Source organism: Actinoplanes sp. CA-030573 (assembly GCF_050951115.1).
Classification (GTDB): Bacteria; Actinomycetota; Actinomycetes; order Mycobacteriales; family Micromonosporaceae; genus Actinoplanes.
The window spans coordinates 9,014,443-9,037,617 of sequence record NZ_CP192038.1 but is presented as its reverse complement, the minus strand read 5'-3'; the positions used below and the strand labels follow the sequence as shown (position 1 = coordinate 9,037,617).

General features: G+C 70.7%; 25 protein-coding genes. 10 read left to right on the top strand and 15 right to left on the bottom strand.

Annotated features, from left to right (window positions below; translation table 11 throughout):
- Positions 1-26: 26 nt before the first annotated feature.
- Both ACQP2F_RS41740 and ACQP2F_RS41735 read right to left on the bottom strand, forming a co-directional pair.
- On the bottom strand, positions 27-446 hold the full coding sequence (locus ACQP2F_RS41740; RefSeq protein ID WP_433297728.1) for a hypothetical protein: 420 nt from the start codon (positions 444-446) through the stop codon (positions 27-29).
- Positions 447-543: 97 nt separating this feature from the next.
- Entirely contained in the window at positions 544-1,338 is a 795-nt protein-coding gene (locus tag ACQP2F_RS41735) for an AfsR/SARP family transcriptional regulator (protein WP_433297725.1), read from the bottom strand.
- A 286-nt stretch (positions 1,339-1,624) separates the two neighbouring features.
- On the opposite strand from ACQP2F_RS41735, the gene ACQP2F_RS41730 reads away from it, so the two are divergent.
- Positions 1,625-3,619, top strand: a complete 1,995-nt coding sequence (locus tag ACQP2F_RS41730; protein ID WP_433297722.1) for a galactose oxidase-like domain-containing protein — start codon at positions 1,625-1,627, stop codon at positions 3,617-3,619.
- 16 nt (positions 3,620-3,635) lie between these two features.
- Here ACQP2F_RS41730 and ACQP2F_RS41725 read toward each other — a convergent pair whose 3' ends face one another.
- A complete protein-coding gene (locus ACQP2F_RS41725; RefSeq protein ID WP_433297720.1) occupies positions 3,636-4,772 on the bottom strand; it encodes a winged helix DNA-binding domain-containing protein in 1,137 nt (378 codons plus the stop codon).
- Positions 4,773-4,809: 37 nt separating this feature from the next.
- Between ACQP2F_RS41725 and ACQP2F_RS41720 the strand changes: the two genes are divergently transcribed.
- Both ACQP2F_RS41720 and gap read left to right on the top strand, forming a co-directional pair.
- Complete coding sequence (locus ACQP2F_RS41720; RefSeq protein ID WP_433297718.1) at positions 4,810-5,799, top strand: GlxA family transcriptional regulator; 990 nt, start codon at positions 4,810-4,812, stop codon at positions 5,797-5,799.
- Positions 5,800-5,818: 19 nt separating this feature from the next.
- On the top strand, positions 5,819-6,808 hold the full coding sequence (gene gap / locus ACQP2F_RS41715) for a type I glyceraldehyde-3-phosphate dehydrogenase (protein ID WP_433297716.1): 990 nt from the start codon (positions 5,819-5,821) through the stop codon (positions 6,806-6,808).
- A gap of 52 nt (positions 6,809-6,860) precedes the next feature.
- Here gap and ACQP2F_RS41710 read toward each other — a convergent pair whose 3' ends face one another.
- The 3 genes from ACQP2F_RS41710 to ACQP2F_RS41700 form a co-directional block, all read right to left on the bottom strand.
- Positions 6,861-7,340: an SLATT domain-containing protein gene (locus ACQP2F_RS41710; RefSeq protein ID WP_433297714.1), complete on the bottom strand. Its 480-nt coding sequence runs from the start codon at positions 7,338-7,340 to the stop codon at positions 6,861-6,863.
- Between the two features lie 21 nt (positions 7,341-7,361).
- Positions 7,362-8,927, bottom strand: coding sequence for a DUF5305 family protein (locus tag ACQP2F_RS41705; RefSeq protein ID WP_433297712.1), 1,566 nt, complete (start codon positions 8,925-8,927; stop codon positions 7,362-7,364).
- A gap of 94 nt (positions 8,928-9,021) precedes the next feature.
- On the bottom strand, positions 9,022-9,432 hold the full coding sequence (locus tag ACQP2F_RS41700) for a hypothetical protein (RefSeq protein WP_433297710.1): 411 nt from the start codon (positions 9,430-9,432) through the stop codon (positions 9,022-9,024).
- Positions 9,433-9,713: 281 nt separating this feature from the next.
- On the opposite strand from ACQP2F_RS41700, the gene ACQP2F_RS41695 reads away from it, so the two are divergent.
- Together ACQP2F_RS41695 and ACQP2F_RS41690 are read left to right on the top strand one after the other, a co-directional pair.
- Positions 9,714-10,454 carry a pentapeptide repeat-containing protein gene (locus ACQP2F_RS41695; RefSeq protein WP_433297708.1) on the top strand — a complete coding sequence of 247 codons (741 nt, stop codon included), beginning with the start codon at positions 9,714-9,716 and terminating at the stop codon, positions 10,452-10,454.
- A 9-nt stretch (positions 10,455-10,463) separates the two neighbouring features.
- On the top strand, positions 10,464-11,708 hold the full coding sequence (locus ACQP2F_RS41690; RefSeq protein WP_433297706.1) for a TerC family protein: 1,245 nt from the start codon (positions 10,464-10,466) through the stop codon (positions 11,706-11,708).
- A gap of 30 nt (positions 11,709-11,738) precedes the next feature.
- Here ACQP2F_RS41690 and ACQP2F_RS41685 read toward each other — a convergent pair whose 3' ends face one another.
- Together ACQP2F_RS41685 and ACQP2F_RS41680 are read right to left on the bottom strand one after the other, a co-directional pair.
- Complete coding sequence (locus ACQP2F_RS41685) at positions 11,739-13,013, bottom strand: translation initiation factor 2 (protein WP_433297704.1); 1,275 nt, start codon at positions 13,011-13,013, stop codon at positions 11,739-11,741.
- 157 nt (positions 13,014-13,170) lie between these two features.
- Positions 13,171-14,022: a spermidine synthase gene (locus tag ACQP2F_RS41680; RefSeq protein WP_433297702.1), complete on the bottom strand. Its 852-nt coding sequence runs from the start codon at positions 14,020-14,022 to the stop codon at positions 13,171-13,173.
- Between the two features lie 420 nt (positions 14,023-14,442).
- Between ACQP2F_RS41680 and ACQP2F_RS41675 the strand changes: the two genes are divergently transcribed.
- On the top strand, positions 14,443-14,790 hold the full coding sequence (locus ACQP2F_RS41675) for a hypothetical protein (RefSeq protein ID WP_433297700.1): 348 nt from the start codon (positions 14,443-14,445) through the stop codon (positions 14,788-14,790).
- 181 nt (positions 14,791-14,971) lie between these two features.
- On the opposite strand, the gene ACQP2F_RS41670 is transcribed toward ACQP2F_RS41675, so the two are convergent.
- The 4 genes from ACQP2F_RS41670 to malQ form a co-directional block, all read right to left on the bottom strand.
- Positions 14,972-15,253, bottom strand: coding sequence for a hypothetical protein (locus ACQP2F_RS41670; protein ID WP_433297697.1), 282 nt, complete (start codon positions 15,251-15,253; stop codon positions 14,972-14,974).
- A 24-nt stretch (positions 15,254-15,277) separates the two neighbouring features.
- A complete protein-coding gene (locus ACQP2F_RS41665; protein ID WP_433297694.1) occupies positions 15,278-15,412 on the bottom strand; it encodes a hypothetical protein in 135 nt (44 codons plus the stop codon).
- A gap of 81 nt (positions 15,413-15,493) precedes the next feature.
- Complete coding sequence (locus tag ACQP2F_RS41660; protein ID WP_433297692.1) at positions 15,494-15,673, bottom strand: antitoxin; 180 nt, start codon at positions 15,671-15,673, stop codon at positions 15,494-15,496.
- Positions 15,670-17,634: a 4-alpha-glucanotransferase gene (gene malQ / locus ACQP2F_RS41655; RefSeq protein ID WP_433297690.1), complete on the bottom strand. Its 1,965-nt coding sequence runs from the start codon at positions 17,632-17,634 to the stop codon at positions 15,670-15,672. The genes ACQP2F_RS41660 and malQ overlap by 4 nt, the downstream gene beginning before the upstream one ends.
- A gap of 52 nt (positions 17,635-17,686) precedes the next feature.
- On the opposite strand from malQ, the gene ACQP2F_RS41650 reads away from it, so the two are divergent.
- Positions 17,687-17,944: a hypothetical protein gene (locus ACQP2F_RS41650; RefSeq protein WP_433297688.1), complete on the top strand. Its 258-nt coding sequence runs from the start codon at positions 17,687-17,689 to the stop codon at positions 17,942-17,944.
- Positions 17,945-18,012: 68 nt separating this feature from the next.
- Positions 18,013-19,245 carry a chitosanase gene (locus ACQP2F_RS41645; protein WP_433297685.1) on the top strand — a complete coding sequence of 411 codons (1,233 nt, stop codon included), beginning with the start codon at positions 18,013-18,015 and terminating at the stop codon, positions 19,243-19,245.
- Here ACQP2F_RS41645 and ACQP2F_RS41640 read toward each other — a convergent pair.
- Positions 19,242-20,279 (bottom strand): carbohydrate-binding protein, encoded by a 1,038-nt coding sequence (locus tag ACQP2F_RS41640; protein WP_433297682.1) that lies wholly within the window; start codon positions 20,277-20,279, stop codon positions 19,242-19,244. The two genes, ACQP2F_RS41645 and ACQP2F_RS41640, sit on opposite strands and share 4 nt — an antisense overlap.
- 73 nt (positions 20,280-20,352) lie before the next feature.
- Positions 20,353-20,838, bottom strand: a complete 486-nt coding sequence (locus ACQP2F_RS41635; protein ID WP_433297679.1) for an ATP-binding protein — start codon at positions 20,836-20,838, stop codon at positions 20,353-20,355.
- Between ACQP2F_RS41635 and macS the strand changes: the two genes are divergently transcribed.
- Both macS and ACQP2F_RS41625 read left to right on the top strand, forming a co-directional pair.
- The gene (macS, locus tag ACQP2F_RS41630; RefSeq protein WP_433297677.1) at positions 20,837-21,970 is read left to right on the top strand and encodes a MacS family sensor histidine kinase; all 1,134 of its coding nucleotides are present in this window, start codon (positions 20,837-20,839) and stop codon (positions 21,968-21,970) included. The genes ACQP2F_RS41635 and macS overlap by 2 nt on opposite strands.
- Complete coding sequence (locus ACQP2F_RS41625) at positions 21,958-22,608, top strand: response regulator (RefSeq protein WP_433297675.1); 651 nt, start codon at positions 21,958-21,960, stop codon at positions 22,606-22,608. Before macS ends, ACQP2F_RS41625 begins: the two co-directional genes overlap by 13 nt.
- A gap of 3 nt (positions 22,609-22,611) precedes the next feature.
- Here the strand turns inward: ACQP2F_RS41625 and ACQP2F_RS41620 are convergent, their stop codons facing one another.
- Positions 22,612-23,169 (bottom strand): DUF5709 domain-containing protein, encoded by a 558-nt coding sequence (locus tag ACQP2F_RS41620; protein ID WP_433297673.1) that lies wholly within the window; start codon positions 23,167-23,169, stop codon positions 22,612-22,614.
- Between the last annotated feature and the right edge of the window lie 6 nt (positions 23,170-23,175).

The following is a 23,175-nucleotide window of genomic DNA, read 5'->3' as shown; positions in this document are numbered from 1 at the left end:
CTCCCGCCGGCCTGGTCAGGCGGCGATCAGCACGACCATGACATCGACGAGACGGTGTCCTCGTCGGAGGTGTTCTGGATGCTCTTCGTCGCGCCGACGGCGAGCCGGAAGACGCGCGTGCTGCGCGACGGTGAGCCGGTGTTGTTGCCGAAGACGGCGACGCACGAGCGGCCGTGGTTCTGCAGGCCACCGCTGTTGTTGTCGACCTTGTCGCCGGTCGACGGGTAGTAGTTGTTGGTGAGGTTGGTGTCGGTGCCCTCGTAGTCCCAGACCGCGTGCTCGAAGATGTCTCCCTCCCAGATGCACGCCTCGGACAGCTCGCAGTCGTTGTTGAAGTTGGTGTTCGCCAGCGCCGGCGACGCGACGCCGAACAGGATGGCGCCGGACACGAAGCCGGTCGCGGCGACCGCGCGCGTCCAGCGCACGCCCGAGCTCACCATGGACAACTTGGTCTCCTCTCCCCGTGCGGAGCGGGTTGGCTCCGCCCATCGATGAGCCTCAAGCCGTCGCATAGGCTGCGCGGTGATCTCGACATAAGTAGCGTCATGCGCACGACCGGTCGCGTTGCGTGATCAGGCCCAGCAGTCGCTCGGCCGACCGGCCTCCGTTGAGCAGCTCCCGCTGCAGCCGGTCCAGGCCCGGCGCGTACAGGCCGGTCTCCTCGACCAGATGGCGCCGCGCCCGCCGGAAGGTGATCGAGGTGGCCTCGACGATCCGGTCGCTGAGCGCCTCGGCCACCATCAGCTGGAGCCAGAACCGTTCCCGCTTCGGGTGCAGCTCGGCCAGCCGCCGGGCCCGGGGCAGGGCGAGCTCGGCGCGGCCGGAGAGCAGCCGGCCCAGCACCACCATCTCCTCCGCCTGGCTCTGCAGCTCCTCGAGGTACGCGGCCTCGGCCCGCAGCTTCTGCACGACCACCACGTCGGGCATGGCCTCGGTCCCGCGCCAGAGGTCGAGCGCGGCGAGGGCGATGCGGGCCGCGCCGGACGGGTCGCCGGGCAGGATCTGCCGCGCCTCGCCGAGCAGGTGCCGGAACCGGTCGGCGTCCACCGCGCAACCGTCCGGAGTGATCCGGTAACCGGACGTGCTCGTGGTGAGACGCAGCGCGCCGCGCAGGACGCGGATGTGGGAGCGCACCATCTGCGGCGCGTGGGGCGGGGCGTCCTCGCCCCAGATCCAGCGCACCAGCTGGCCGGTGGAGGCCGGCCGCCCGGCCGCCGCGATCAGCAGCGCCAGCACCTTCCGGCATTGCAGTTGCAGGCCGACCCGGTCGCCGCTCGCCCTCGCGACCTCGACCGGACCGAGAATCCGGACCTCCGGACGATCTCCATCCTCATTCACGCACGAACTCCAGCCCCGTCATGCATGCGCCCCGAAGCCGCGACGATACACAGTAGACGGCGCGAACGGTGACCCTTCGGTAACGGTGGCGAGCCGTTCGTATATTGAGGGGCTCCTTAACGAGGGGTTAGGGTTTCCGGCCTGGGCGGCCCCGGGCGAAAGGATCCTCTCTATGCGTACGCGTCGTGGCCTGGCCTTTTGCGGATCGATCGCGGCCATTCTCCTGTTCGGTACGTCCGCCCTCGATTCGGCGAACGCGGCAAGTGGCCCAGTTCCGGCAAAAGCCGTGGAGCATGCTCATGCGCACGCCGACGACGCCGACGAGCAGCGCGAGCACGCGGCCGAGGACCTGGCCGGCACGCCGATGCGGGAGATCGAGGCGCAGACCGCGACGAACGCCAAGAAGATCGAGAAGAGGACCGGCGTACGCCCGGGGACCGCGCGCAAGCTCAAGGCGGCGGCCGTGTCCACCGACCCCGGGCAGGTGGGGTCGTGGAGCCCGGTCGTCGACACACCGGTGGTGCCGGTCTTCGACGCGGTGCTGCCCAACGGCAAGGTCTTGATCTGGGATTCGGTCGGCGACAACGCGGCCGAGTCGTACCCGGACCACAGCTTCACCCGGGCCATGGTGTGGAACCCGGCCGACGACACGTACAAGCGGGTCGACCTGCAGGGCACCAACATCTTCTGCGCCGGCTTCGCCCACCTCGCGAACGGCAACATCCTGGTCGCCGGGGGCAACGCCGACCAGTCGCTGAACGGTTCGGTCACCACGTACGTCTTCGACTGGCGGGCCGAGACCTGGACCCGCGGCAAGGACATGGCGGCCGGCCGCTGGTATCCGTCGGTGGCCGAGACGGCGAACGGCGAGGAGGTCATCATCGGCGGCGGCCCGACGACCGCCGAGGTGTACGGGACGAACGGCGCCATCCGCCCGCTGACCGGCTTCACCCAGTACGGCGGCCGGGTCTACCCGTTCCTGGGCTCCCGTCCCGACGTCCAGCTCGGCGCGTTCGGCCCCTACCCGACGGCGTACACGGTCACCACGGCCGGGAACGGTGTGATCACGGCGACCTCGACCCGGGATGCCATCACGCGCACCTACGGCAGCTTCTCGACGTACGACATCGGGAAGTCCGTCGTCGTCGGTGGCGGCAACATCACCGAGGACGGTGTCGAGAAGGTGCCGACCCGGACCGCGGTGGTGGTCAACAACAACGGGCTCGCCCCCGCCGGCACCACCACCGGCTCGCTGAACACCGGGCGGCGGCAGCTGAATGCGACGCTGCTGGCCGACGGCTCGGTGCTGGCGACCGGCGGCCTGACCAGCACGGCGAACTCCGAGCTCGTCGACCTGAACAACGCGGCGACCGCGGCCGAGCGCTGGGATCCGGCGACCGGCCAGTGGACGGTGCTGGCCAGTGCGAGCCGGATCCGGCAGTACCACTCGACCGCGGCACTGCTGCCCGACGGGCGGGTCATGACCGGGGGCGGCGGCGTCTGCGCGGTCTGCATGACGGTCGGCTACCTGGAGAAGAACGTCGAGTACTTCACCCCGCCCTACCTCTACAAGAAGGACGGCAGCGGCGAGCTCGCGCCGCGGCCGGTCATCACCACGGCGCCGGCGAGCGTCGGCGTCAACACGACCTTCGCCATCACGTCGGCGCAGGCGGCGAGCGTCCGGAAGGTCGCGCTGGTCGGGCTGGCCGACGTCACCCACGGCGTGGACCAGGGCCAGCGCTACGTGCCGCTGAAGTACACGGTCTCCGGCACGACCCTCACCGTCACCGGCCCGCCGAGCGGCGGCGTCGCGCCCCCGGGCTACTACATGCTGTTCGTCGTCGACGCCTCCGGCGTACCGTCCGTGGCCAAGATCGTGCAGGTCGCCAAGGGCCCGAACCCGGTGATGAGCCAGGTCAAGAACAACGCCGGCCCATGCCTCGACGTGCCGTCCTCCAAGACCGCGATCAAGACCTACCTCTGGGTGTACGCCTGCAACGGCTCCAAGGCGCAGGCGATGACCCGGATCCCGGCCGACCGGTCGATCCGGATGCTGGGCAACTGCCTCGACGTGCCGTCGCAGCACTTCGTGACCGGCCAGCGGGTCTGGACCTACTCGTGCAACGGATCGCCCGCGCAGACCTGGAACTTCGGCGCCGACGGCACGATCCGCCCGAGCAGCAAGACGACGCTGTGCCTGGCCGCCGCGTCGTCCGCCAACTACGCACAGCTCTCGATAGTGACCTGCAACGGCGCCACGCTCCAGAAGTGGGTGTGGTAACCCGGGTAGCGCAACGTCAACCGATCCCGGCCTCGGCCCGCATGGCCGGTGACACCCATCCCGACGGCACGCGGAAGCCATCGAGCCACGCGGTCAGGCGGTCGGCCTCGGCGTCGAGCGCCTCGCGCGCCCGGTCCGAGACCTTTTCCAGCAGCCGTACGCGCACCGCGCCGTCGCCGTCTTGCACCCAGCAGCCCACGACCCGGCCGTCGGCCCACGCGGTCGTGCCGGCGTTGCCGCTGCGGTCGAAGAGCGCGCCGCGGTGCGGGCCGAGGTAGAAGTCGCGCCCCTTCCAGCCCATCGTGGTCGGGTCCAGCACCGGCAGCAGCGCCACCCACGGCCCCGGGTCGGCCACCTCGTCGACATCGCCGGGGAGCAGCCAGCCGGTCTGACCCCCGTGCAGGCCGACCGGAACCGCCTCGAGGCCGGCCAGCGCGGCCCGCACGACCGACTTCGTGGCGCCCAGCCACCAGACGATGTCGTCCTCGGTGCCGGGGCCGAAGCTGTGCAGCCAGCGGCGTACGAGCTCGCGGTAGCCCGCCGCCGGATCCAGCGGATCGGGCACCTCGCCCAGCCAGTAGCGCATGAGCGTCCAGCGTGGGCGCGAGTTGTGCCAGCCGGTGGTGTTCTCGCCGCGGACGATGTCGGCGGTCGCGCCCAGGTGGACGAGTATCCGCGTCACCGTCACCCGCAGGTCGAGCCGGGGGAGGGCGCGGCGGATCTCGGTCGCGGACAGGCCGCCCGGGTGGCCGGCGAGCAGCGTCAGGACCTCGGCCCGGGCCCGATCGAGCCAGCCGGGGCCCGCGTCCTTGGTGATCGCGGCCCGCTCGGAGGTCGCGACCCGGGCCGAGGCCGAGGGCCAGACGGCGGGCAGCAGGTCGCGCGGGAAGACGAAGAGGGTGCGGCGCATGGCCAGCTGCTTGACCAGGGTGCGCTCGGTGTAGAGGGCGCGCTGGATCTCGCGTACGTCGGCCTGGTTGTCCTGCGCCTCTTTTCGCGCCCAGAGGGAGAGATAGACCGTCGCCGGCTCGGTCGAGTGCAGCACTGTCATCGCGCGGGTCGCGGCTTCCGGCGTCGTCACGCGGTGAGCCGGCGCCAGCGCGTGCCGGACGGCCAGCCGCGCGCGCCGCTCGTCGTCGGTCACCACGCGCATCGGGCCATGCTTTCACGGTGGGATCTACGCTTGCCCCGTGCGTCTGAACCGCGTCGCCGTCCTCGTGCTGGAGGGCGCGAAACCGCTCGATGTCGGCATCCCGGCGCAGGTCTTCACGACCAGGGCGAGCATGCCGTACGAGGTACGCGTCTGCGGCCCGACGCCCGGGCTGGTGACCGGCGGTGACGGTCTGTCGTACTACGTCGCCGACGGGCTCGACGCGCTGGCGTGGGCCGACATCGTCTTCATACCCGGCTTCCGCTTTCCCGACCGGGAGGATCCGCCGCCGGCCGTGGTCGAGGCCCTGATCGCCGCCCACGACCGCGGCGCCCGGCTCGCCGCCATCTCGACCGGTGCGTTCGCGCTCGCCGCCACCGGCCTGCTCGACGGCAAGCGCGCCACCACGCACTGGCACTACACCCGGCAGCTGGCGGCCAAACACCCGCTCGTGCGCGTCGACGAGAACGTGCTGTTCGTCGACGAGGGCAGCGTGCTCACCTCGGCCGGCGCCGCCTCCGGCATCGACCTGTGCCTGCACATCCTGCGCGGCGACGTCGGGGTGGCGGCCTCCAACCACGCGGCCCGGCGGCTGGTCGCGGCGCCGCACCGCAGCGGCGGCCAGGCGCAGTACGTGCCGCGCAGCGTGCCCGAGCCGGTGGGCCAGCGGTTCGCCGCGACCCGGGAGTGGGCGCTGCGGCGGCTCGACAAGAACCTCACTCTCGAGGTGCTCGCCCGGCACGCGGCGGTGTCGCCGCGTACTTTCTCGCGCCGTTTCGTGGAGGACGCGGGATATACGCCGATGCAGTGGCTGATGCGCGCCCGCGTCGACGCGGCCCGGGAGATGCTGGAGCTGTCGTCGCGGAGTGTCGAGCAGATCGCCGCCGCCGTGGGGCTGGGCACCGGCGCCAACCTCCGCAAGCACTTCCAGCGGATCCTCGGCACGACGCCTTCCGCTTACCGCCGCACCTTCACGCCTGGCGAGATCGTTGCGGACCGTGGCGCTCCGGCCGCTGGTCCACGCGTGTGATCGTGGCGAGGCTTGATGCATGACTCGCATCGCCATCAACGGATTTGGCCGCATCGGACGTAACGTGCTGCGCGCGCTGCTCGAGCGCGACACCAAGCTCGAGGTCGTGGCGGTCAACGATCTCACCGAGCCGGCGGCCCTGGCCCGGCTGCTCGCCTTCGACTCGACCATGGGCCGGCTCGGGCGGCCGGTGACGGTCGACGGCGACACCATCGTCGTCGACGGCCGCCGCATCAAGGTGCTCGCCGAGCGGGAACCGGCCAAGCTGCCCTGGGCCGCGCTCGAGGTCGACATCGTGCTCGAGGTGACCGGCCGCTTCACGTCGGCCGCGGCCGCCCGGGCCCATCTCGACGCCGGCGCGCGCAAGGTGCTGGTCGGCGCGCCCTCGGACGGCGCCGACGTCACCATCGCGTACGGGGTGAACAACGACGCGTACGACCCCGATGTCCACACCATCGTGTCGAACGCGTCCTGCACGACCAACGCGCTGGCGCCGCTCGCCGCTGTGCTGGACGAGCTGGCCGGGATCGAGCACGGCTTCATGACCACCGTGCACGCGTACACGCAGGAGCAGAACCTGCAGGACGGCCCGCACCGGGACGCCCGCCGGGCCCGGGCCGCGGCCGTGAACATCGTGCCGACCACGACCGGCGCCGCCAAAGCGATCGGCAAGGTGCTGCCCGGCCTGGACGGCAAGCTCTCCGGCGACTCGATCCGGGTGCCGGTGCCGGTGGGCTCGATCGTCGAGCTGAACACGACCGTCGCCCGCGACGTGACCCGGGACGAGGTGCTGACCGCGTACCGGGTGGCGGCGGACGGTCCGCTGGCCGGGATCCTCGAGTACGCCGAGGACGCGCTGGTGTCGTCGGACATCGTCGGCAACCCGGCGTCGTCCATCTTCGACTCGGCACTCACCCGGGTCGACGGGCGGCACGTGAAGGTCGTGGCCTGGTACGACAACGAGTGGGGCTTCTCCAACCGGGTCATCGACACGCTGCAGTTGCTGTAGATGGTTCCAGGACCGCCGGGCCGGTGAACACCACGGCCCGGCGGGGTCGCCGTCAGGCCGGGATCTCGGCCTGTACCTTCTCCCGCCGGCGCCGCCGCCAGCCGCGAGTCTCGTCGAGCACGAGCGAGTCGATCGCCGCCACCAGCTCCCGCTGCCGCTCGACGGTCCGCTCGCCCACCGGCAGGAGCCGGTACTGGCTGATCGCGGCCGACGCCTGCGCGCGCGCCTCGGCGGCCGCCAGCCAGTCGTCGTGCCACGAGACGATCCGCCGCAGCCCCGCCAGAAACGCCACCAGGGCCGCCACGGTCGCCGTGATCCAGGCCGGCGCGCTGAGCGCCGCGAGCACCGTGGCCGCTCCCGCGAAGAAGAGCGCGCCCGCCTCCGACAGGACGTAGCGGGTGCGCGTACGCCCCATCTGGGCCCGATACCATTCGGCCTGCCGGAGCGAGTAGACGAGCGCCCGATCGGCCAGGTCCTCCTCGGAGAGCCGATCGTCGATCTCAATGAGCTGCTGTCGCTGAGCGCGGTTCACCGGCCCAGTCTGCCGCGAAGGTCAAGACACCTCGGACGAGGCCTTGCGTCGATGGCTCCCGGCCCCGCTCGGGCGGTTGATGAGCTCGACGTTCTGCAGAATCGGCTCATCGAGCGGAACCCGATACCGATAGGTGATCCCCTCATCCCGGACGACGAAGTCGTCCGCGTCCGGCCGCCGCCAGGTGAGGATCATCTGGCCGTAGCGTTCGGCCAGCTTGACCAGCGCGGGAAAGTTGTCGACGTTGACGACCGGCTTACCGGGCGGGCTCGCCATCGGCTCGACGTGCACCAGCAGCTGCGGATAACGGCGCTCGATCTGCTGGCGAGTGCGAGCCGGCGCGTCGCGGCGGGCGACAAGGAACAGGGCGATGCACCCGACGACGGCGCTGAGGAGCAGCAGGACCGCCCACGAGCGGCAATGTGCGGCAGTGATGATGTCACGGCCGAAGACGTTGACCGTCCGCTCGGAGGTTGATCGTTGCTGCGATGCTGCGTCCCGCACGACAAGTGAGGGGGTGTTCTCGGAAACGGAGAGCCGAAGGGGCGCGAGCGTCAGGCGTACCGATGGCGTGAATGCCGGAGCTTCGTCGCTGATGACTTTGGCGGTCAGCTGAATGGTAACCGTGCTCGAATCGGCCCCGATCGACACCGCCGCGGCCTTCGCCCGTTTGTCGATCGCGGCAAGGTCAAGCTTGACGGTTGCGTCGTACGCTCTACCCGAGAAACGGCGAGCGGAGACGAGATCCATCCTCGAGTGCCAGCCCGAGTCGTCGGAAAGCGTGGCGAAGATTTCTAGCGAGCCCGGTGGCCCCAGGTAATGGACATGAGCGTCGACGTGATCAACGATCTTTCTGAAGATCGGGTCCGGCGAAGTGACGAGCGTTCCGTCGTATGCGGGGGATTTCGGTACTGGGGCCGAGTACGAGAACGTCATGGAACGTCCGGCATAGGGAGCCGGATTGGCCTCGACTGTTGGGCGCATCCATCCCAAAATGCCAAGTACGACCGCAGAGCTTGTGACCACGAGGATGAGGCCGGCTGCGGCCTGGGAGAGGGGCGGCATACGCCGGACGGTTTCCAGGACCGCCCTGACCGCTTCCCATGTGTTCGCGCCGCGAGCCATGGCCCTCACCTTCTTCCGTCGGCGGCCGCGCGGTATCTCCCGTTTCGTTCGGGCGGTCGCGACAGTGCTTCCGAAGACCAAGAATCCGAGCATGCCGAGTCCGGTCGGACTCAGCAGCGGCCTGAGCCAGATGCCTCCCTTGGGCACGTGCAGCAGGGCTCGGCCGATCAGCTTGTCGCCCGTCGGCTCGGCGACGTCGGCGGACGAGTTGTTGTCACCCTTGAAGACATATCCGTTGATCGGATCCCCACCGACGATGCGGTGCAGAACCTTCAGCCCCGGACTGGAACCATGGTAAGCGGCGATCTCGCCGACCTTGTATGAATTGGCCTTCACCACGATGACAAGATCGCCCTCGTAGTAGACCGGGTTCATGCTGATGCCTTGGGTAACGACGTAGGAGACGCGATTCGTGCCGATCGCCCACGCGCCAATGGCCGCCATCGCTAGGATGGCGGCCATTGCGTAACGTCGGACCGGCCGTGCTATGACCACTCCTTCGGATCGCCTACCGTCGGTAGATCATTCCTTGAGTGAGGGTCATGCCGCGGACAAATCAGAGGACAGTAATGTCGATGTAGTTCAGCGCGCCCATCGTGTAGTTGGAGGCGGCCGAGCAGTTGGACACCTGGGCGGTGTTGGTGCCAACCGCGTTGCAGGTGAAGCCGGAGGCGCCGGCCCAGCTACCGCCGGTGGTGTTCTGCGCCACCGTCGGGACCTTCGTCTCAACCGTCGTGTCGGTGAAGTAGATGTCGAACCCGGTCAGCACGGTCTTGGTGCCGTCGGTCCACGTGTAGACAATCTTGTCGACGGAGGCCCCGTAGACCTGCTGACGCGCCGTACCGCCGATGAAGCTCTTGCTGGTGGTCGTGGTCGGCGTGATGCCGCTGCCGGTGAAGGCGGTCGCCCCGGCGGCGACGGCACCGGCGACGGCGACGCCGCCGAGGAGCTGAAGCATGCTGCGCATAGGATCTATCCCCCTGGTCTTGGTAGCCATCTGGCCGGTCGGCCCCCTGGCTGAAACCCGGCTCCGCCGGGCTCGTGCTCGTTGTGGCGGGCTTCCGTGCCCGCCTCGGACACCTGTTGTTTCGGTCACGCGGGCTCTCGGAGTGAAGGTTTGCGGGGCGGATTTCTGGCGATTTCCTGTGAGTTCGACACACCGGCACCAGGGGACGTGCCTTGGTGTCTCGCGTCTCGGGTCGGGCTCCCGGGACGCTGGCCCCCAAGCGGTCTGAGAGAGTTGCTCGGGTGTGCGAACGTCTCCTCGAAGCCGACTGCGGCAAGTGCTCCGGGCTCTGCTGCGTGGCTCCCGCCTTCGCGAAATCGTCAGACTTCGCGATCGACAAAGCGGCCGGCAAAGCGTGCCCGAATCTGGGGAACGACTTCCGGTGCGGGATTCACGAGCGGCTCGAGCGGGAGGGCTTTCCCGGGTGCGTGGTGTTCGACTGCTTCGGGGCCGGGCAGCGCATCACGCAGGAGACGTTCGGCGGGCGGGACTGGAAATCCGAGCCGGCGATGCTCGGCCTGCTGCATCGGGTGCGGCAGCTGCATGAGCTCATGTGGCTGCTCGACCAGGCTCTCGCACTGGACGCCGCGGCACGCGTACATCCGAAGATGCGCGAGATGCTCGCGGAGATCGACCACCTCGCGGGTGGTGCGCCGGAGGCAATTCAAAGGCTTGACATCGACGCCGTACGCCGGAAAGCGAACCCGCTGCTGCAGAAAGCGAGCCATCTGGCCCGTGCCGGAACGGCGCGCAAGGATTTTCGCGGCGCGCAGCTGATCGGGCGGAAGATGCGCGGCGCCGATCTGCGCGGGGCGAGCCTGCGCGGGGCGCTGCTGATCGGGGCCGACCTGCGCGACGCCGATCTGCGCCGGGCCGACCTCACCGGCGCCGACCTTCGCGGCACCGATCTGCGCGGGGCCGATCTCACCGGTGTCCTCTTCCTCACCACGTCACAACTGCGAGCCGCCGTCACTGATCCCTAGGATGTGGCCATGCAGCATGTGTCGGGCTTGGTTTGGCTGCTGACCGTACTCGGCATCATCGGTCTGCTGCTCTTCGACTTCTTCTTCCACGTACGCCGGGCGCACGTGCCCTCGCTGGCCGAGGCGGCCCGGTGGACGGCGATCTACGTCTCGATCGCGATCCTGTTCGGGCTCGGCCTGCTGATCTTCGCCGGCGGGCAGGCGGGCGCCGAGTATTTCGCGGGGTACGTGACCGAGGAGGCGCTGTCGGTCGACAACCTCTTCGTCTTCCTGCTGCTGCTCGGCAGCTTCAAGGTGCCGCGCGCCGACCAGCAGAAGGTGCTGCTCGTCGGCATCGCCGTGTCGCTGGTGGCGCGCACCGGGTTCATCTTCCTGGGCGCCGCCCTGATCAACTCGTTCGCCTGGGTGTTCTACATCTTCGGGCTGATCCTGCTGGTCACGGCGGGCAACCTGCTGCGCCAGCAGGGCGGCGAGGAGGAGGAAGCACCCGACAACATCATCATCCGGATGGCGCGGCGGGTCCTGCGCACCTCCGACGTGTACGACGGGGACAAGCTCTTCACCGTGCAGAACGGCCGCCGGGTCATGACCCCGATGCTGCTCGTCATGGTGGCGATCGGCGGCACCGACATCCTGTTCGCGCTGGACTCGATCCCGGCGATCTTCGGGCTCACCCAGAACGTGTACATCGTCTTCACCGCGACCGCGTTCTCACTGCTGGGCCTGCGGCAGCTCTACTTCCTGATCGACGGGCTGCTCGACCGGCTGGTCTACCTCTCCTACGGCCTCGCGGCGATCCTGGCGCTGATCGGCGTCAAGCTGATCCTGCACGCCATGCACGAGAACAACGTGCCGTTCATCAACGACGGCGAGCCCATCCACGCGGCCGAGATCTCCACCGGCCTCTCGCTCGCGCTGATCGTGGCGATCCTGCTGATCACGGTGGTGGTCTCGCTGCTGAGCCCGAAGGGCCGGGCGCAGACGTACGTGGCGGCGGCCCGCCGGCATGCGACGGAGTTCCTCGACATCGAGACCGACCCCGAGTACTGCGACGAGATCTTCCACAAGCTGCTCGACGAGGAGACCCACCTGAAGAGCCTGCCGGAGAGGTACCGCGCCAGGGTCCGGGCCGAGGAGGAGCTCATGGAGCTGCTGCAGCGGGCGCACGAGGTGCACGACGAGCGGGTCGCGACCGGTCGCTGTTTCGCCCCGGCGGCGGCCGGCGGCGGCCGCTCCGACGCCGCGGGCGCCTGAAGCGGTGCGGTCGCGGGCTGTGGCGGCGGGTCAGAGGTTGCGGGTCGGGGAGCCGATCTCGTCGTCGGCCGAGCGGCGCGGCCCGATGCTTCGCACGCGGGCCGAGTTGGCGGCCAGGCGGGCGGCCGTGCGGCGCACCTGCTCGGCCCGGTCGGGCTCGTCGCCCGGGCTGAGGTAGGCCGACAGGTTGGTCGTCTCGGTCTCGTAGCGGTCGAAACCGGAGACCAGGTTGGCGACCCGCGCGGCGAGGTCCGCGGCCCGGGCCTCGAGGTCGGGCGTGCCCCGCAGCGTGGCCTCGTCGGCGGGCCGGGCCGGGCGCGACCGGGCGGCCATGTCGAAGCCGGGCCGCAACACCTGCGGGGGCGTCTCGCCGAACTCCGCAGGCGCGCTCGCGGGCCAGGTGGACTCCGGAACCGGTGACGGCTCGTAGGCCGGGACCGGCGTCAAGCCGTGCGCCGCCAATCCTTGCGGCGCGGTTCCGTAGGCCGCGCCTCCGTGAGCCGCGGTCCCATATGCCGCGCCCTCGTGCGCCGCAAGCCCGTAGGCCGCGCCTTCGTGCGCTGCGGCCCCGAATGCGGGGCCTTCGGTCCCAAATGCGGCGCCCGCGTGCTGCGCCGTCCCATATGCCGCGCCTTCGTGCGCCGCGGTGGCATAGGCCGTGGTTTCCGGTGTCGTTGATCCTGGCGCCGCCGGGAAGTAGGGGTCGAGGAACGGCTCCTCCGCGTAGACCGGGGATGCCTGCAGCGCGACCGGCGACGAGCCGAGCAGCGAGACCGTCTGGCCCTCGCCGCCCTGGTAGTTGCTGAACTCGGGCCCGATCACGAGCCGGGACAGCATGCGGGCCTGGGCGGCCGGGATGCCGAGGGCGGTCGCATGCTCCACCCGGTAGCGGGCGATCGCCTGGCGTAACACATTCGCGAGGCGATCGGCGTCACCGACGGTGGTCAGATCGCCGCCCGCGAAGACCAGCGCGGGAAACGTGCCGCCGGGGCCGGCGCAGACCAGCTGGATCTGGGTGACGGTCGCCGAGCGGCCGGTGTCGCGGTTGCCCGGCTGCACCCGCAGGTGCTGCGGCCACGGCCACTGCAGCTCGCCGGTAGCGCCGGTGGTGACGTCGCGGTAGACGACCCGGTCGTCGGTGACCACGACCTCGGTCTCCTCCGGCAAGGTCCAGCGGGGAAGCGAGCTGGGCTCCTCGAACGCGTACTCCGCGACGGCGCAGTGGCCGCTCCACAGCACGCGCGATCCCGGCGCGTCGCCCGCGGGTGCGGACCCGGACGCGGCCAGGAAGAACTTGTCGCTCATGCGCCTACCCCCCAGTCGGCGGCCGCGCGAGTGACGCGGCTGGTTCGATTACAGCCGCCGGGATCGACGCCGACAAGTCAGCGGCGGGGAATCACACGGGATTTCCTGACGAGTACACGACAGGCTCGAAATAGTTGAACCTTCGGCCTATCAGTCGTCACTTTCTGTTACTAAACAGCCCGGCCGGGGGAGTAGGTGAAGCGACGGCGGCACTGTCCGTAACCGGGGACGTTCCCCCGGCGAAACGGTCGAGATCGGTCTCGACCCGGCCCGGGAACCAGTCGCCGGCCGCCCGGCGGGTCAGCTCGGCGACCGGCGGCGGGGTGCGGCCGGCCAGCACCACCAGGTTGCCGAAGCGCCGGCCGCGCAGCACCGCGGCATCGGCGACCAGGCAGGCCGAGGGGAGCGCGGCGCGGATCGTGGCGACCTGGGCGCGGGCGTAGCGCAGGGGCGGCCCGTCGGCCACGTTCGCGACCAGCCAGCCGGCGGGGTCGAGCACGCGCGCCACCTCGTGGATGAACTCGACCGAGGCGAGATGGGCCGGAGTGCGCGCGCCGGCGAAGACATCGAGCACGACCACGTCGTACCCGCCGTCACGCATGCCCTCCAAGGCCGCGCGGGCGTCTCCCACCCGTACGCGAACGTTTGCCTTTGGGGAAAGGGGAAGCTCGCGGCGGATCATCTCGACCAGGGGGCCGTCGATCTCCACCACCCGCTGCGGTGAGCCCGGCCGGGTCGCCGCGATGTAGCGCGGCAGGGTCAGCGCGCCGCCACCGAGGTGCAGCGCCCGCAGCCGCTCACCCGGCGGCGCGATCAGGTCGATCGCCGCGGCCATCCGGCGGATGTACTCGAACTCCAGGTGCAGCGGGTCATCGAGATCGACGTACGACTGCGGCGCCCCGTCGAGCATGAGGCTGAACGCGGCGGCGCGGTCGGAGTCCGGGATCAGCTCGGCGACCCCGGAGGCGACCGTCTCCACGAGCCGTCCGGAACCCTTGCGCTGACCCATCCGCCAAGTATGCCGGAGGAGCGAATTTCCGCGATTGGGACCAAACACCGCAGGAAAAACGGCTACTAAGGACAAAAAGCGCTTTCTGACGTACGGAGGTGAGCCGTGTCGACCAGCAACGTGCTCGCGCAGATCATCGCCGGGGAGGCGCCGCGCCCGTCCGGCTCCCCGACGCCGCCCGAACCATCGGCTCAGCCGGGGTCGGTGGCTCATTCGGGGTCGGTGGCTCAATCGGGGCCCTCGGCCGAGGCGGAGTCCTTGGCTCAGTCGGATGGGTTGGCCGAGGCGGAGTCCTTGGTTCAGTCTGGGCCGTCGACCGAGTCGGGCTCGTCGAATCATTCGGGGCCGTTCGCGGCGTCCGGGGTTTTGGCGGAGCCCAAGACATCGACCCAATCGAGGCCGTTCGCGGCGTCGGGCGCGTTGACGCCGCCCCGGCCACCGCGCCCGTCCGGACCCCCGCCGGCCGTGGCGATGCCCGCGATCCTGGCCGCCGCCCAGCAGGAGGCCGGCCCACCGCTGCGCATCCGCCGCCACTTCTCCGACGAGGGCCAGCCCTTCTGGCGCTGGGACTGCGAAACCTGCGGCGAATACGGCGGAGGCCGCCACCACCCCGACGCCATGTCCCGGGCAATGCGGCATTGCAACGAACACCCGCAGCACCGCTCGTCCCTGCTGCCACCCGCGTTGTGCCGCCAGCGAGACGCCTTCCTGCCGTTGCACCCCATGCTCTTCGCCGTCGACGACGACCCGCCGCCCCCGCCCCTCTAGCTGTGGATAACCGCCGGGTTTTGTCGTAGGCGGGTCGTAATGTGGCCTCAGTGTCAGGGTGTGCGTTGCCGCTGTTGCGGTGGTTGGGATCCTGACCGCTGGTTGATCTGGCTCGTAAAGTGAGTGTGGGCCTGCATTGTGCGGGTTTGGCTTGGTGGGTTGTGCCGGTCGACCAGCGGCTTCAGGACGACCGGCGTGACTTGATAGGAGCGTGGCTGCGCCCCCACTGAGGTGTGTCCGCCGCATCGATGAAGTGCGCTTCGGGCAGGGAGGCGAATGTGTTCAGGGCTTGGGTGACATGGTCCTGCCGCCAGCGACGTGCTTTTGTGTCCACCGCGTCCTCGTCGATGCGGATGCGCAGTTCTTTCTCGGGTACGGCGAGGATGACTTCGCGGAGTTCGACGCCGGCGGCGCGGATGCCGGTGAAGATCTCGGCTTGGTAGTCCGCGTTGATCAGGCTCATCGGGGCGACCCAGGTGTGGGGGTGTTACTGGGCGAGGCCGGTCATCGTCTGGATGACGAGGTGACGCCAGAGCGGGAGGTCTTGGAAGTCACCGGTCGGGAATTCGACGAACGGCATCGTCTTGCCTGCGCCGAAGGCGCCGTTGAACCAGAGAATCATGGCAGGCATCGTGTCATCCCGATGCTTGGCGAAGCTTGTGGCGCGGGCCCGCCCGCATCGGGGGTGGGCCCGCGCCGCCGGTCAGCGGCGGGTGTCACCCTCGCCGGTGCGCTTCTGGGCCTCGTCCACGGCCTTGTCGATCTGACCGGTGTACTTGTGGTCAGTCCGCTTGTCGACCTCGTCACCGACCTTCTCGAGGGCCTGGTCCACCTGCTCGTCGTGCTTGTCCAGGAAATCCTTGGCTTTGTCCAGGAAGCTCATCGGCGTGCCCTCTCCTTCAGGATCTCGGCGATCCGCGCGATCCGCGGGTCGCCGGCGATTTGCTCCAGGCTAAGGCTCAGCCTCATGCGCCAGTTGGGGTACTCGTCCACGGTTCCGGGCAGGTTGGGCTGGTCCAGCTCGCCCAGCACGTCGTAGAGCGACGCCGTCACGAAGCGGCACGGCGTGCGGGCCAGGAACTCGTGCATGGCCACGATGACCTCGTCGTCGGTGCTGTCGGCGGTGATCAGGCCCTCGGCCCGCAGGGCGGCCTTGAGCTGGGCGCGGTCCTTCGCCGCGGTCTTCCGCTCCTCCTCGACCGGGCCGGCCAGCTGGCCGAGCCGGGCCCGCACCTCGACCTGCTCGCCGGTCAGGAAACCCATGGCGGTGGGCAGGTCGTGGGTCGAGATCGAGGCCAGGGCGTTACGTGGATACGAAGCGGCCGGCACGAAGGCGTCGTCGGGGTCGTCCCAGTCGCGGGTGAACCACAGCACCGCCGAGCCGAGCATGTTCATCCGCTCCAGGCCCTCGGTCACGGCCGGTTCCACCGTGCCCAGGTCCTCGCCGATCACCACGGCGCCGGCCCGGGAGGCCTCGAGCGCCAGGATGCCCAGCATCGCCTCGGGGTCGTAGTGCACGTACGTGCCGCCGTTCGCACCCATGCCCGGCGGCACCCACCAGAGCCGCCACAGGCCGGCCACGTGGTCCACCCGCAGGCCCTTCGCGCCCTTGAAGATGCGGCGCAGCATGTCCCGGTACGCCGCGTAGCCCGTCTCGACCAAGCGGTCCGGCCGCCAGGCCGCCGCGCCCCAGTCCTGGCCGAGCTGGTTGAACGCGTCCGGCGGCGCGCCGATGTGTACGCCCTTGGCCAGCACGTCCTGCAGCAGCCAGCCGTCGGCGCCGCTCGGGTCGGTGCCGACCGCGAGGTCGAGCACGATGCCGACCGGCATGCCCCGGGCCGCGGCCGCCTCGTTGACGGCCGCCAGCTGCTCGGTGAGCAGCCGCTGCAGCCAGGCGTGGAAGGCGACCCGGTCACTGTGGAACGCCTGGACCGCGGGGGAGTCCGGCCGGCGGAGCTCCTCCGGCCACTCCTGCCAGTTGGCGCCGTGCAGCTCGGCCAGCGCGCAGAACCGGGCGAAGTCGGCCAGGTCGGGGTCCTCGGTGAGGTCGATGTCGCCGGCCAGCGGCCAGAGCAGCTCGAGCGCCGCCCGCTTGGCCTGCCAGACGGCGCTGTAGTCGATCAGCTTGCCGGTGGCCGGGCGCAGCGCGTCGACCTTCTCCCGCAGCGCGGGGTCGGCTCGGCGGTACTCCGCGGTGTCGGCGATCCGCAGGTAGAGCGGGTTGGCGAAACGGCGGCTGGATGGCGCGTACGGCGATGGAGGCACCGGAAGTGTCGGGGTGATCGCGTGCAGCGGGTTGAGCAGGATCAGCCCCGGGTCTTCGGCCTGGTCGACGAAGGTCCGCAGGTCGCCGAGGTCGCCCATGCCCCACGAGCCGGCCGAGTGCAGGGCGTAGAGCTGCAGCATCCACCCCCAGGTCTGCGGCGGCTCGGGCAGCTTCGGCGGCACTACGACGAGCGTGATCTCCTGCCCGCCGACCCGCAGCGAGTGCCAGCCCAGCGGGAGCGTATCCGGAATTTCTAACAAGTCGGAAAGGATGCCGCCGTCTTCCAGAGTGACGGAAGCGGAACCGGGGAGGGCACGAGAAGTGCCGTGGCGAACGACCATCGTGCCCGGCAGGCGGCCCAGCGAGGAGCGCTTCCGCACCGAGGCCAAGGCCGCAGCACGGGCGGCGGGCGTGGTGGCGTCGACCCCGAGCAGCCCGAGGACCCCGATGACCGACTCCGCCTCGACATCCTTCCGCTTGCGATGCCAGTCCTCGTACCAGGTCGCCACCCCGTGCGCCTCGGCCAATGCCACCAGATCGGCGTCCATCCGCTCCCCTTCCGCGTTGTCGGTCCCCACTTACCCTGCCTGATTCCGGTCACGCTTGCGCCAATCGGTCAGGATGGAGCACATGTCTGCAGTGGTGAAGTGGTGGTCGCGGGCGGCCGCGGCGGTGACCGGCCTGGTGCTCACGCTGGTCATCCCGGTCCACGCGTGGGCCGCGAGCAACGGCGTGGCCGACGTGGCGGTCGAGGCGGCCAAGTATCGCCGGCGCCGTGGCGGCTTCGGTTTCTTCCCGATCTTCGGCGGCCTGTGCTGCCTGCTGGTGGTGGCCGCGATCGTGCTGGCCATCGTGCTGATCAGTCGCGGCCGCCGGAAGAAGCAGTGACCAAGCGCCCAGGGTGACTTTCCGGAAAGGGGCGGCAGAGCCCGCCGGTGCCGACCTAGCGTTGAAGGATGCGGATACGCGCCGTCGCGCTCGGCGCCGGGATCTCCGTGGTGCTCTGCGTGCCGCTGGCCATCTCGGTTGCCGCGAGCGCGAACTCCGAGAAGCTGCTCAGCCGGGACCGGCCGACGATCGCCTCCTCCGAGCGTGGCGGTGTCTGGCGGGCGGGTGAGGCCACCGACGCCGACCCGTCGAGCCGGTGGGAGAGCGCGGCCGGGCCCGGAACCCAGTGGGTGCGGATCGATCTCGGTGCGGTCCGGCAGATCGATCGCGTACGCCTGCGGTGGGACAAGGCCTTCGCGAAGACGTACCGCCTGCAGACCTCGGTCGACGGCGCCAACTGGACCGACGTCTACGCGACCGCCAAGGGCAACGGCGGCACCGACGACCTGAAACGGCTGGCCGGCTCCGGGCGCTATCTGCGGGTGCTGGCCACCCAGCGCGGCGCGACCTCCGGCGGTTACTCACTCTTCGAGATCAGGGCGTACGGCCCATCCGCCGCCCCGCTGCACGCCGTCGGCCCGGCCAGCGGCTCGCTCGCCGCCGGGCTCGACGACCGGCGCAAGAAGGAGACGGCCCTCGAGCTGGTCTCCAGCGCCGAGAACTCGACGCTCCAGTGGCGAGGCGAATACGGCTACATCGAGGACATCGGCGACGGCCGCGGGTACACGGCCGGCATCGTCGGCTTCTGCTCGGGCACGTCGGACATGCTCGAGGTCGTCAACGAGTACACCCGCCGCAAGCCGCGTAACGTGCTGGCGCCGTACCTGCCGGCCCTGCGCACGGTGGACGGCTCGGACTCGCACGCCGGCCTCGACCCCGGCTTCACCACCGCCTGGAAGACCGCGGCCCGGGACCCGGTCTTCCAGAAGGTGCAGGAGGACGAGCGCGACCGGATGTACTTCCAGCCGGCCCTGCGCCTGGCCAAGGCCGACGGGCTGCGGGCGCTCGGCCAGTTCGCCTACTTCGACGCCGCCATCATGCACGGCGTCTCCGGGCTGCGCGGCATCCGGCAGCGGGCGCTGACCACGGCGAGATCACCGGCCCAGGGCGGCGACGAGATCGCGTACCTCAACACGTTCTTGAATGCCCGGGTGGCCGAGATGCGCACCGAGGAGGCGCACAGCGACACCACCCGGGTCGACACCGCCCAGCGGCTCTTCCTGCGGCACAGCAACCTCGACCTCACCGGGCCGCTGTCGTGGAAGGTCTACGGCGACACGTACCGGATCGCCCAGAACTAGGACACCTTGGCGAAGAGGTTCGGCAGCTTGGTCGGCTCCCAGCCGGGCAGCGAGGTGTGCGCCTCGAGCACCCGGTAGGTCACCTTCTTGAACTTGACCAGGTCGCCCGCCTTGTAGGCCGTGAACGGCTTCCACTCGGCCACCGCCGGGGGCGGCGCGGACGTGGTGGGCGCGGTGGTCGGGGCGGGCGGGGCGGTCGTCGTCGGCGCCGGCGAGGTGGGCGACGGCTCTTCCGGAGGCGTGGGCTGCCCGGACGGCGAAGCGGAGGGCGACTCGGAAGGCGAAGCGGACGGCGAGTCCGAGGGCGAGCCGGAAGGCGCGGGATCCCCGGACGCGGGCGGCGACGTCGGATCGGCGGTCGGCGGCTCCGACGAGTTCGTGAAGACCTGCACGAAGTCGACGGTCATCCGGGACGCCGACCGTCCGTCGGTCGCGAGGTTCAGCACCAGCGTCAGCGGGCCGCCCTTGTCCTGGCGGACCAGCCGCAGGCTCGGCTTGCCGTCGACCGACCAGACGACCGCCTCCGGCGACCAGTCGATCGCGTACGTGTGGAAGTTGCGCCCCGAGGTCGGGTCGATGCCCCCGTCGATCGTCTCGAGCGTCCCCTGCGGCACCCGCCCGTTCTGGTCGAGCACCGAGAAGGCCCGCCACACGCCGTTCTCCCGGCGCACCTTGATGCGGGCCTCGGCGTGGCCGAACGCGTCGGTGAAGCTCTGCCGCGTGCGCAGAAGCCGGCTCACCTGCAGCTCGCCGTCGGAGACGCGCGCCCCGCCGGTGGCCGGGCCGCCGTCGTCGCGCAGCAGCCGCCACTTGCTCAGGTCGAGGCCGTCCTGGTCGCCGGTGAAGTTGTCGGCGAAGGCGGCGCGGCCGAACCGGGCCGGGTTGAGGGCGTGCGTGTCGGCCGACGCGACGTCGCCGCGCCCCTGTATCCCGACCGCCACCGCGAGCCCCGTGACGGCCACCGCGACCAGCGCCGCGGCCTTCGGACGGACCCACCACGCACGCGCGACGGTGCGATGACGTGCCTCGTGCACCACGACCCCCTCAAATAACAGCAGCACGACTTTCTTGAGGACACGCGCCCAAGGCAAGATCGCGCCGACGGATTTAAGATTCCCTTAAGGAAACGGCGCTCGACACGCGGACTGTCGTGCCGCCGCTGCCGGTAGTGAGCTCGAAACTGTCGGTCAGCTCCTCGGCCAGCCACAGGCCCCACCCGCCGGGCTGGTCGATGGCCGGCCGCGCCGCCCGCGCCGGCCGTGGATCGGCGATGCCGGCGCCCGCGTCGCTCACCTCGCAGACGACCGAGCCCTCCTGCCGCCACAGCGCGACCCGGCCCCGCCCGCCGCCGTGCCGCACCGCGTTGCTGAGCAGCTCGTTGACCGCGACCACGAAGTCGTCGAGCCGGTCGCCGACGAGGCCGGCGCCGCGGGCGCAGGACGCGATGGCGTGCCGCAGCACGGTGATCGAGCTGTGGTCAAAGGTCTCGGTGAGAAGAACTTCGGTGCCGATGACTTCGACGGTAGGCGACGTCTGATCTTCCTGCAGTGCGGGGCCCCGCCGGACGGGCGAGATGTGGGAACCTCCACCCATGCGGCAGGGGCGGGACACCGGGTTTCAGGCGCCGCTCTGGCGGGCGGTCGCCGTCTACCGGATCGCCGCGCTGACGTACGCGACGATCCTGGTGGTCCGCAACTTCACCGACTACGCGCGGCCGATGCTGGGCTGGCCGGTGCTCGCGGTGATGGCGGGGTGGACGGTCTTCACCACGTACGCCTATGCCGACCCGGCCCGGCGGAAGCCGCCGCTGCTGATCGCCGACCTCCTGCTCACGATGGCCGTGCTGGCCGCCAGCGTGGTCGTGGTCGGGCGGCCCGGGCTCGAGGCGGGGCTGCCCACGCTCGCGGTCGCCTGGCACGTCGCGCCGGTGCTCGCCTGGGCGGTCGCCTGGGGCCGGCGTGGTGGCATCACGGCCGCGCTGGCGATGGGCGCCACTGATCTGCTGGTCCGGGCGCACAACGACCAGGCGGCGTACACGGGCTCGGTCTTGATGTTGCTCGCCGCGATCGCGGTCGGCTATCTCGTGCGGATCGTCGAGGTCTCCCAGGAGCGGCTGCAGCGGGCGGTCGAGATCGAGGCGGCGACCCGGGAGCGCGAGCGGCTGGCGCGTGACATTCACGACTCGGTGCTGCAGGTGCTGGCGCTGGTCAAGCGGCGCGGCGCGGGGCTGGACGGCGAGGCGGGGGAGCTGGCCCGGCTGGCCGGCGAGCAGGAGGCGGCGCTGCGCAATCTGGTGGCGGGGCACGCGGCCCATCCGGTGGACGAGCGTGCGGACCTCGATCTCATGACCTTGCTGAGCCCGTACGCGTCGCCGGCCGTCACCCTCTCCGGGCCGGCCGGCGCGGTACGGCTGCCGGCCCCCACCGCCCGGGGCATCGCCGCCGCGGTCGCCGCCGCCCTCGACAACGTGGACCGGCACTGCCCACCCGGCACCAAGGCCTATATCCTGGTCGAGGACGAGCCGGAGGAGGTGGTCGTGACCGTGCGGGACGACGGTCCCGGCATCGCCCCCGACCGGCTGGCCGAGGCCGAGGCCCAGGGCCGCCTCGGCGTCGCCCAGTCGATCCGCGGGCGCATCGCCGACCTCGGCGGCGCGACCACGATCGTCACCGCTCCCGGTGAGGGCGCCGAGGTGGAGATTAGGCTGGCCAAATGGTCCGGGTGATGGTGGTGGACGACCACCCGATGTGGCGTGAGGGTGTGAGCCGCGATCTCGCCGCGGCCGGCTACGAGGTGGTCGCCGCGACCGGCGAGGGGCGGCAGGCGGTGCGCATCGCCGCCGCGGCCCGGCCCGACGTGGTCGTCCTCGACCTGCAACTACCCGACGTGTCCGGGGTCGAGGTGATCAACGGGCTGCGCGCCGAGGTGCCGGAGGTGCGCATCCTCATGCTGTCGGCCAGCGGCGAGCAGCAGGACGTGCTCGACGCGATGAAGGCCGGCGCCCACGGCTACCTGCTGAAGTCGGCCGGGCTGCCCGAGTTCCTGGAGGCGGTGAGCCGCACCGCCGACGGCGACACGGTCTTCACCCCGGGGCTGGCCGGGCTGGTGCTCGGCGAGTACCGCCGGCTTGCGGGCGAGCCGGCCGCCGCCGACCCGGCCGCGCCGGTCGCACCGAAGCTCACCGAGCGGGAGACCGAGGTGCTGCGCCTGGTGGCGAAGGGCCTGTCCTACCGGCAGATCGCCGAGCGGCTCGTGCTGAGCCATCGCACGGTGCAGAACCACGTCCAGAACACGCTCGGCAAGCTTCAGCTGCACAACCGGGTCGAGCTGACCCGGTACGCGATCGAGCAGGGACTCGACTGAGCCCTACTCGTACTTCGGCGGGTTGGTCTCGTGGATGGCCAGCTCCTCGGCGCTGGCGCCGCCACCGGCCGCGCCCGCGTCGTAGGCCACGCTGTCTTCCTCGTTGTCGAAGCCGTAGCCCTCGTCCGGCGCGACGAGCCGGCCGACCGGCTGCGGGTCGTCGTCGTCGAGCTGCCCGTCGTCGTAGAGGGAGATCTGCGACTTCGGGTCCGAGGTCGGGCTCGCGCCCCACACGTCGGCGTCGAAGTCGCGCTGCTCGGAGCTGTCGACGGTCTCGTCGAGCGGGTCGCGGCGCGGCGGCAGCGGGTCCTCGGCGCCGAAGTCGGGCTCCTCCTGGCTCAGCCGGCGGTCGAGGCCCTCGCCCTCGCGCTGCTCCTCGGCGGTGTCGCCGAAGCGGTTCGAGCCGCCGGGACCGACGCCGGCGAGCGCGGCGGGGTCCGGGCCGTCCGCCCACCGGCCGCTCTCGACCTCGTCGTACGCGCTGGAATCATCATCCGCGGTGTCGGGCAACCCGGACGCTTCCGGGTCGGACACCTCGGTCGGGTAGTCGTTGTCTCGCATGGGTCG